This window comes from Streptococcus oralis subsp. oralis (assembly GCF_002096595.1).
Taxonomy (GTDB): domain Bacteria; phylum Bacillota; class Bacilli; order Lactobacillales; family Streptococcaceae; genus Streptococcus; species Streptococcus oralis_D.
Map to the genome: position 1 here is coordinate 1079764 of NZ_NCUR01000010.1, position 9686 is coordinate 1089449.

The following is a 9686-nucleotide window of genomic DNA, read 5'->3' on the forward strand; positions in this document are numbered from 1 at the left end:
TTAAATTGCCCAGTCTCCATTGCGGAAGAGTGGTACACGTGTTCCATCCTCACGGATACCATCGATATCCATTTGACTCGACCCAATCATAAAGTCCACGTGAACATCTGAACGGTTCAGTCCTGCAGCTTCAAGCTCCTCTTCGCTCATCTCTGCCCCACCAACAATGCTGGTCGCATAGGCTGCGCCGATAGCCAAGTGGTTTGAAGCATTCTCATCGAAAAGAGTGTTAAAGAAGGTAATCCCTGACTGAGAAATTGGGCTTGGATCTGGTACCAAGGCACATTCACCCAAGGAACGCGCACCAGCATTTTCAAAGACAAGGTCTTTCATGACCTGATCACCTTTTGCAGCAGTAATGTCTACGATTTGACCATCCTTGAAGGTTACTTTAATGCCTTCGATGATATTTCCGTTGTAGCTAAGTGGTTTTGTAGAGGTTACATAGCCATCTGCACGACGGAAGTCAGGCGCCGTAAAGACTTCTTCTGTTGGCATATTTGGTAAGAATCCTTCTCCCTGTGCATTGATAGCACCAGCTGATTCCCAAACGTGGTTCTTAGGTAAACCAAGTGTCAAATCAGTTCCCGGCGCTGTGTAGTGAAGGGCTGAAAATTGCTCTTTATTAAGCATTTCTGCCTTACTCTTAAGAATGGCTGCATGTTCTTCCCAAGCCTTAACTGGATCTTCTTCATAGACACGGCAAGTTTTGAAGATTTGATCCCAAAGAAGATCAACTGCTTCTTCATCGCTCGCAGCATTTGGAAAGACCTTCTTGGCCCACTCAAGCCCTGCTGCAGCTGCTACAGTCCAACTAACCTTGTTGGATTGAGTTGCGATGCGCATCGGCTTCATAGCGAGTCCCATCGCTTTTGCAGAAGCTGAAAGCTTGTCCGCATCCACTCCGTTCAAGGCACCTGGATCAGAAGAACGGACACCGAGACGGCTAGCCTTATTCTCCAAGAGATAGTTCATCTCAGCAATCTTGTATTCTGGCACATTGTCCAGACGCTCCATCGGCGCGTGGAGGAATTTCTCACGGTTGATCACATCATCTGTCCACTGAACGATGACCTCATGTGCACCCAAGGCATAAGCTTCTTTCACGATCAAATGCGCCAACTCACGTTGCTCCACATCGATAGAAAGAGCCAAAGTGTGACCAGGTTGCACGTTAATTCCGTTCGCAACCAATAATTTCGCATATTTTTCTAGATTTTCTTTAAAATTTGGTAAAACCATTCTATTCTTCCTTTTCTTTTGTTATTTTTCCTTCAAAGCAGAAAATAATCCTGCTAAAGCAATGGCACCAGACAAGAGCGCTGTCGATAGGATAATTGTTTCATCTGCCAGCTCTAGCTGATAGTCAAACACCTTTTGCGCTGGTTTGTCTTCCGCAAAGATTCTAAGTTTCATCTTGAACTCCTTAAAATTTATTAAAATAAATCGCTATGACTGCCTGTCCTCAGCAAGTTTAAAATCAATTCAGACTTGTCCACTTTATAGACCAAAAGCCAATCTGGTTGGATATGACACTCACGAACTCCTTGAAAGTGCTTGGATGCTGCCAGTTGGTGATCTCGATATTTGGCAGGAAGTTCTTTTTCCTGAACCAGAAAATTCAAAACTTCTTCTAACAATTCTGCCCTCAAACCACGCTTCATAGCCAACTTAAAATCTTTTTTAAACTGTTTATGATAACGAATCTTAAGCACGCAAGTCCTCCATCAAGTCAGAGACTGATTCAAAAGATTGGCTCATATTACGATTTTGATTTAAATCCGTTAATACCTCAAGTAAGTTCCGATTCTCATCTAGCCTAACATCAAAAGGCAACCCCTGATATTGAATAGCCTGACGAAGGAAAATATTGATAGCCGTTGTCATATCCATCCCCAGATTATTAAACACTTGTTGGGCCTGCTCCTTGACCTCACTATCCAAACGGATGCTCATACTCGTCTTTGACATATTTTCACCCTCTTTCTATCTATTATTTTAACAAAAATGGCAAGAACTGTAAATACAAAACACATACAACGAACATACAATGACCTTCAATAGAAAAATAGAATGAGGTTCACTCTTCAAATATATTGACATAAAAAAGCTAATGTGCTACTCTTTATAAAAATACCCAAAAATACACAGGAGCAAAAAATGATGGACGAAATCTTTAACAATGAAATTGCAAGACAATTTACTAGTGCTATTCTGGATAAATACTTTTCACCTATTATTTCCAAAACAACTGACAAATTTAAAACACTCTACAATGAGGCAAAAATTGATCTAGAAATTCCATTCCAAGCTTATTTGACAAATTCTTATGAAAAATATAGTAAAACCAAAACGATTATCTACGGCATAGAACCAAAAAAATTGTATAGCTTTTTTGAAGTTCCTTTTTTAAAAAAAGGTTCAGATATCATCATGCCCGCTACAACACAAGTACTAACTGATCTCTCAAAATTTTTAATTATTGAAGGTTCTGGTGGAATTGGTAAATCTACTCTTATGAAACACCTATTTCTAAGTGAATTGAAATTAAAAGACTACATTCCTATTTTTATTGAATTAAAAGATTTCAACGACGAGGAGCATTTAGACCTTGAAAAATTACTGTTAAAAAAACTAAATCAATTTCACAATACATTTCAAGAAGAATATTTAGATTATGCACTTCAATCTGGATGCTTTTTATTCCTATTGGATGGCTATGATGAATTGTATAGCGAAAACCAAAAAGAATTTTTCAAGAAGTTAAATGATTTTTGTGACAAATATCCTGAAAACCATTATATCCTTTCTTCCAGACCTTATAGCGAATCCGAATTCATTGAATTTCAACGTTTCACAGTTTTAAAAGCTGTTCCTTTTACTAAGGAACAAGCTATAAGTCTTATTACAAAAATTGAATATCCAGATGAGGAACTCAAAAATAAATTTATTCATGATCTAGAGAGTGGTTTATATGATAGACATGAATCTTTTGCTTCAAATCCTCTGCTACTAAATATTATGCTCTCCACTTACAATGACTATGCAGAAATCCCGCAAAAATTACACCTATTCTACTATCAAGCCTTTGATACCATGCTCTCGAAGCACGATGCTACGAAAAGTTATCGACGAAAAATGTTATCAGATTTAAGTTCAGATACTTTTAAAGAATGTTTTGCAATCTTCTGTTTTCTAACATACCAAAAAGCAAAAACAGAGTTTACCTTCCCAGAGATTGACGAAATTTTTAAAATATTTCCTCCTCGAATTAAAAACGTTCTCAATATACGCAATTTTATAGACGATTTAGAAAACTGCCTATGTGTACTATACAAGGAAGGAAACAGATACAAGTTCTCCCATCGTTCCTTCCAAGAATATTTTGTTGCTTATTTTCTAAATATACAAACGGATAGTAAGATGCGTGACTATAGCTTTCATCTAATAGAATCAGGAAAATTTAGCACTAGTGCAGATTCAGTATTTTTTATGTTAGAGGATATGAGTACTCAGCGCTTTAATAATAATATCTTAATCCCTTTATTAGATAAATTTGAAGAATCTAAATCTGATGAAGAAGACTTATTTGAATATTACATTCTCAATTTTCCAGTAAAAATTATTGTTAATTCTGATTCTAACAATACACCTCTTAGCTTAGGATTCATACACTCCCAAGATAACCTTCAGAGTTTTATTTATTATTTTTTTGACAATACTATTAATTATACATCCTACCGTACAATAGATAATAATCCCCTAATATCATTTTGCAAAGATAACCATTTAATTGAACAACCTATCGGACCAGAAGATATCATTGAAAATGAAGAATTATTTGACTTATTTAAAAAATCTTGGGTAGGCCAAAAAATACTTTCTCTCACTCATTACAAGCAGAAACTGATAGAAGACCTAAAAGAAGATGAGATAGTCTTAGAGGATTAGTAATCTGTAACTATTGTATATTTATGCCTACATTTTAAAAATAACAGGATTATCTGATTTCCTGTTATTTTTTTATTATCAAACATCTCTATAAAATTGAGGCTAATCTGCCTTCTTAAAACAACTCATCAAACAAACTCAACTGGTTATCCTCTGGCATATTGCCGAGAATCCCCATTTCATCCATCTTTTCAACCAAGGTAGATGAGAGTCCACCGCGCTTGCGTAGTTCTGTTTTAGAGAGGAACTCACCCTCTTCACGCGCACGCACCAACTGCTTAGCAACGTTCTCTCCCAGACCATCCATTGCTACAAATGGTGGGATGAGGGTATCTCCATCAATGATGAATTCAGTCGCATCACTACGATAGAGGTCTAACTTGCCAAACTTAAAGCCACGTTCCCACAATTCATTGACAATCTCAAGAGTTGTATAGAGGTCAATTTCCACATTAGAGGCTTCATTATTCTTCCGTTTTTCAGCGATTTCTTCCATTCTGCGCTTGATAGCATCCAAGCCCGCACCCATGGTCTTGATATCAAAAGCCTTGGCACGGATAGAGAAGTAAGCACAGTAATAATAAATCGGATGGTGAACCTTGAAGTAGGCTACACGCAAGGCCATCATAACGTAGGCTGCCGCATGGGCCTTAGGGAACATATACTTGATTTTTCCACAGGATTCGATATACCACTCTGGTACCTTATTAGCCTTCATAGCCTCGATGTAGCCATTTCGCTCCTCTTCGGAAATCTTCAGCCACAAACCTTTACGCACCCGTTCCATGATGGTAAAGGCCATCTTAGGTTCGAGACCCGCATGCATGAGGTAAACCATGATGTCGTCCCGACAACCGATAACGGTTGATAGGTCCGCAATCCCTTGCTTGATCAAATCCTGGGCATTTCCCAACCACACATCGGTACCGTGGGATAGACCTGAGAGCTGAAGCAACTCTGCAAAAGTCGTCGGATGCGTCTCGTCTACCATCCCACGTACAAAGTTGGTTCCAAATTCTGGAATCCCCAGCATACCCGTCGGCGTTCCGATCTGTTCAGGAGTCACACCTAGCACATCAGTCCCAGAAAAGAGAGCCATGACACCTTCATCATCCATAGGAATTTCATTAGGGTCAATCCCAGACAAGTCCTGCAATTTCCGAATCATGGTCGGATCATCATGCCCCAGCACATCGAGTTTGAGGACGTTCTCATCGATATCGTGGAAGTTAAAGTGGGTGGTTTGCCATTCAGCCGTCACATCATCCGCTGGATACTGGACAGGAGTAAAGTCGTAGACATCCATGTAGTTCGGAATAACAACGATTCCCCCTGGGTGTTGTCCTGTAGTCCGCTTGACCCCAGCAGCACCTTGAGCAAGGCGTTCCACCTCTGCATCACGATAGAACTTGCCATAATCTCTCTCGTAGCTCTTTACAAAGCCATAGGCAGTCTTGGCAGCCACCGTACCAACCGTTCCCGCACGGAAGGCATATTCCTCGCCAAAGATATCACGCACATCCAAGTGAGCACTAGGCTGGTCTTCTCCCGAGAAGTTCAAGTCAATATCGGGAACCTTGTCTCCATCAAAACCAAGAAAGGTCTCGAACGGAATATCCTGCCCATTTTTGCTGAGTTTGTGACCACAGTTTGGGCAGTCCTTATTAGGCATATCAAAACCTGAACCGTAAGAACCATCCGTGATAAATTCGCTGTACTGACACTGACCACAGACGTAGTGTGGAGAGAGAGGATTAACCTCCGTAATCCCAATCATAGTCGCAACAAAACTGGACCCAACAGACCCACGAGAACCAACCAAGTAGCCCCGTTCATTGGAACGTTGCACCAGCATCTGCGATGCCAGATAAATCACGGCAAATCCATTCCCCAGAATGGAAGTTAATTCTTTTTCAATCCGCAAATCAACGATATCTGGCAGAGGATTTCCATAAATCTCAAAAGCTTTCTTATAGGTTAGCTCAGCGACCGTTTCTTCCGCCTTGTCGATGAAAGGTGTGTACAAGTCACCCTTAACAACCTCAACAGGTTCAAAAATATCTGCCATGGCATTGGTGTTTTCAATGACTAATTTGCGTGCTAAATCTTCTCCCAAGAAAGCAAATTCATCCAACATTTCATTGGTCGTTCTAAAATGAGCCTTCGGTAGCGGTGCTGGTTGGGCATGTTCACCATGACCGATGGTTCGGTTAATCATAGCCCCCTGGCCCAAACTACGGACGATAATTTCACGGTAAATCTCTTCTTCCGGTTCGATATAGTGGACATTTCCCGTAGCTAGAACAGGCTTGCCAAGACGGTCCCCAACCTCTATCAAACTCTTGATAATAGTCTGGAGTTCCTCCATATCCTTGACCTGCTCTTTAGCAATCAAAGGAGCATATATAGCTGGTGGCATGACCTCGATAAAGTCATAATACTTGGCCACCTCGACCGCCGCATCCACACCTTGGGAAACGACAGCATCAAAAACTTCACCCTCAGAGCAAGCTGACCCTAAAATCAATCCTTCTCGATGGGCATCTAGAACTGTTCTCGGTATCCGTGGTACTCCTTCAAAGTACTTGGTATTGGACAAAGAAACCAGTTTAAAGATATTTTTTAGACCTACCTGATTCTTGACATAAATAGTCGCATGCTTGATCCGAGCTTTTTTATAAGAATCTGGACTAATCAAATCAATGTTGAGTCTAGCTAAATCAGTCACACCATGTTTTTCTGCTACCTCTTTGATAAAGATGAAAAGCAAACGACCAGTAGCTTCCGCATCGTAGTTGGCCATGTGGTGGTGTTCAAGTGCTACACCAAAACGCTTAGTCAAAGGCCCCAAACCATGACGTTTATACTCAGGATAGAGATTTCTAGCAAACTCCAGCGTATCGATGACTGGCTGGCTAATCTTAGGCAGACCATGACGCTCATAGTTGGCATTCATAAAACCAACGTCAAAGGTAGCATTGTGGGCGACTAAGACTGTATCCTTGCAAAATTCTTGGAATTCTTGCAAAACTTGTTCCAGTGGTTTAGCATTTTTGACATGATCATCTGTAATACCTGTCAACTCAGTAGTAAAGGCTGACAAGGGATGCCCGGGATTGATAAATTCATCAAATTCGGCAATAACATTTCCCTTATACATCTTAGAGGCCGCAACCTGAATCAGGTCATTATAGATGGCTGAAAGTCCCGTCGTTTCCACGTCAAAAACTACATAGGTCGCTTCTGACAAGTCCATCTCCACTTCGTTATAAACGATTGGAACACGATCCTCCACAATATTGGCTTCCATTCCATAGATCAACTGGATTCCAGCTTTCTTGGCCGCCTTATAGCCGTGTGGGAAAGATTGAACATTTCCATGGTCCGTGATGGCAACCGCCTTGTGTCCCCACTTAGCAGCTATCGCAACGATCTCCTCTACTTCTGGTAGAGCATCCATAGTCGACATATTAGTATGAGCATGAAACTCAACCCGACGCTCACCTTCTGGCATCAAATCCTTCCGCTCATAGTGAACAACTTCCTGCACATCCTGGACGTTCATGGTCAAATCACGTGTGAAGTTATTCATCTCCACATTCCCACGAACTCGGAGCCAAGAATTCTTCTTAATGATGTCAAACTTCTGAGCTTCTTCTTCATTCTTAACCCATTTTTGCATTGAAAAACTTGAAGTGTAGTCTGTCATTTTAAAGTTGATCAAAACGCGACCAGTTCTGGTCACCTTATGCTCCACATCAAAAACGACCCCTTCAAAGACCAGGCGATTTTCCTCAGTCGTCACGTCGATCATCTGGGTAACTTCAGCCTTATCTAGTTTAGGCTTGGGCGCAGCCTTTTTAGCCTGAAAATCAAAGACTGGCTTCTCTTCTACTGGAGGAGGAGCCATTTGTTCCAGTTGCTCCATAGCCCGGAGCGCTTCCTCATTGGCAGCTTGAACAATCTGTTCATTCTCCGTATGGAAGGCTTCCTCCTGCTCTTGTGTAAGAGCATCATTCTTTTCTATTTGGCATACAAAAGCTGGAAAACCAAACTTTTCGAGTTGCTTTGCCAAATTAGGAAGATGATTCTTCTTAAAGTGCTCCTTATCAATCGCTTCTGAACCTTCAATAATGAGTTGATTTCCCTCCGCACGAACGTTTAAATTCTGGTAAAGAGATTTAAACCCCTGACTTGCACATGGACCTTCAGAAAAAGCCTCTCTATAGTAGGCCTGCAAGAGTTCATTAGAGAATTCTTGAGAAAGAGCCTTGATTTCGAAAACAGCTCGGTTCCCTGTCTTAGAAAATTCTTCACTAAGCCCTTTGTTTAACTCTAAAAAGATTTCAATCGGTAAAATATTAGAAAATACAAAATAAAATTCCCAAATCTTACTAATTTTATGAACCACAACACGCTCAATTCTGGCATCAACAAGAGCAGGATCCCGTCTCAATTGATCAGAGATTCCTAATTGATTCATTAAAATTTCAAACTTACTTGACATTCATTTTCCTCACATTATTCTTTTACTATTTTACCATAATTAAAGAAAATATATGACTAGTACCATTCCTTAAGCACTGCTAGTTTACTCAAATTTGTTCCATAAACAAAAAAGAAGACTCTCAGAATCTCCTTAGTAAATAAAAAAGATACCCTTAAGTATCCTCGTAATCGATCGGGAAGACAGGATTCGAACCTGCGACACCTTGGTCCCAAACCAAGTACTCTACCAAGCTGAGCTACTTCCCGCGTTAAATAAAAAAATGCACCCTAGAGGAGTCGAACCTCTAACCGCCTGATTCGTAGTCAGGTACTCTATCCAGTTGAGCTAAGGGTGCTCATCATTATTATATGCCGAGGACCGGAATCGAACCGGTACGATCGTTACCAATCGCAGGATTTTAAGTCCTGTGCGTCTGCCAGTTCCGCCACCCCGGCCTCTCTAAGCGAACGACGGGATTCGAACCCGCGACCCCCACCTTGGCAAGGTGGTGTTCTACCACTGAACTACGTTCGCATCGACCTCTTATTCTATATAAAAAAATGCCGGCTACATGACTTGAACACGCGACCCTCTGATTACAAATCAGATGCTCTACCAACTGAGCTAAGCCGGCTGATTTCTATTATGCGGGTTAAGGGACTTGAACCCCCACGCCGTTAAGCGCCAGATCCTAAATCTGGTGCGTCTGCCAATTCCGCCAAACCCGCAAATATGACCCGTACTGGGCTCGAACCAGTGACCCATTGATTAAAAGTCAATTGCTCTACCAACTGAGCTAACGAGTCTAAAATAACTGCCGTTATCTTAAACGGTCCCGACGGGAATCGAACCCGCGATCTTCGCCGTGACAGGGCGACGTGATAACCGCTACACTACGGGACCTATGGGAGTTAACGGGATCGAACCGCTGACCCTCTGCTTGTAAGGCAGATGCTCTCCCAGCTGAGCTAAACTCCCAAAGGGTGGAGTCTAGCTCAGCCAACGGTAAGAAACTTCGTTTCTCTCATCCGCCGATTGTAATTTCGATTTCCTCTCAATTACAACTAAGCTAAACTCCCAAAGAGCTAAGCGACTTCCATATCTCACAGGGGGCAACCCCCAACTACTTCCGGCGTTCTAGGGCTTAACTACTGTGTTCGGCATGGGTACAGGTGTATCTCCTAGGCTATCGTCACTTAACTCTGAGTAATACCTACTCAAAATTGAATATCTATCAAATATCAAG

General features: G+C 41.4%; 6 protein-coding genes, 9 tRNA genes and 1 rRNA gene. 1 reads left to right on the forward strand and 15 read right to left on the reverse strand.

Translation table 11 applies throughout. The features are described from left to right. From B7714_RS09675 to B7714_RS09690, 4 genes are read right to left on the reverse strand one after another with little or no spacing between them, the layout of a single operon-like run. Positions 1-1242: an aminopeptidase gene (locus tag B7714_RS09675; protein ID WP_044020149.1), complete on the reverse strand. Its 1242-nt coding sequence runs from the start codon at positions 1240-1242 to the stop codon at positions 1-3. 21 nt (positions 1243-1263) lie between these two features. Then, complete coding sequence (locus tag B7714_RS09915; protein ID WP_084860370.1) at positions 1264-1416, reverse strand: hypothetical protein; 153 nt, start codon at positions 1414-1416, stop codon at positions 1264-1266. Positions 1417-1436: 20 nt separating this feature from the next. Beyond that, positions 1437-1715, reverse strand: a complete 279-nt coding sequence (locus B7714_RS09685; protein WP_000913061.1) for a type II toxin-antitoxin system RelE/ParE family toxin — start codon at positions 1713-1715, stop codon at positions 1437-1439. Continuing rightward, positions 1708-1971 (reverse strand): type II toxin-antitoxin system RelB/DinJ family antitoxin, encoded by a 264-nt coding sequence (locus B7714_RS09690; RefSeq protein ID WP_084860371.1) that lies wholly within the window; start codon positions 1969-1971, stop codon positions 1708-1710. The genes B7714_RS09685 and B7714_RS09690 overlap by 8 nt, the downstream gene beginning before the upstream one ends. Before the next feature lie 189 nt (positions 1972-2160). Here B7714_RS09690 and B7714_RS09695 point away from each other — a divergent pair, with 189 nt between their 5' ends. After that, on the forward strand, positions 2161-3951 hold the full coding sequence (locus B7714_RS09695; RefSeq protein ID WP_084860372.1) for an NACHT domain-containing protein: 1791 nt from the start codon (positions 2161-2163) through the stop codon (positions 3949-3951). A 115-nt stretch (positions 3952-4066) separates the two neighbouring features. Here B7714_RS09695 and B7714_RS09700 read toward each other — a convergent pair whose 3' ends face one another. The 11 genes from B7714_RS09700 to rrf form a co-directional block, all read right to left on the reverse strand. After that, the gene (locus B7714_RS09700) at positions 4067-8458 is read right to left on the reverse strand and encodes a PolC-type DNA polymerase III (protein WP_084860373.1); all 4392 of its coding nucleotides are present in this window, start codon (positions 8456-8458) and stop codon (positions 4067-4069) included. Positions 8459-8632: 174 nt separating this feature from the next. Continuing rightward, positions 8633-8706 (reverse strand) — tRNA-Pro (locus B7714_RS09705). A gap of 15 nt (positions 8707-8721) precedes the next feature. Beyond that, positions 8722-8795: transfer RNA gene (locus tag B7714_RS09710), tRNA-Arg, on the reverse strand. A 14-nt stretch (positions 8796-8809) separates the two neighbouring features. Then, a tRNA-Leu gene (locus tag B7714_RS09715) sits at positions 8810-8895 on the reverse strand. Positions 8896-8902: 7 nt separating this feature from the next. Further along, positions 8903-8974: transfer RNA gene (locus B7714_RS09720), tRNA-Gly, on the reverse strand. A 27-nt stretch (positions 8975-9001) separates the two neighbouring features. After that, positions 9002-9074: transfer RNA gene (locus B7714_RS09725), tRNA-Thr, on the reverse strand. 12 nt (positions 9075-9086) lie between these two features. Continuing rightward, positions 9087-9168 (reverse strand) — tRNA-Leu (locus tag B7714_RS09730). A gap of 5 nt (positions 9169-9173) precedes the next feature. Next, a tRNA-Lys gene (locus B7714_RS09735) sits at positions 9174-9246 on the reverse strand. 24 nt (positions 9247-9270) lie between these two features. Beyond that, positions 9271-9343, reverse strand: a tRNA-Asp gene (locus tag B7714_RS09740). 2 nt (positions 9344-9345) lie between these two features. Continuing rightward, positions 9346-9418: transfer RNA gene (locus B7714_RS09745), tRNA-Val, on the reverse strand. Positions 9419-9524: 106 nt separating this feature from the next. Then, positions 9525-9640, reverse strand: a 5S ribosomal RNA gene (rrf, locus tag B7714_RS09750). Positions 9641-9686: the final 46 nt, after the last annotated feature.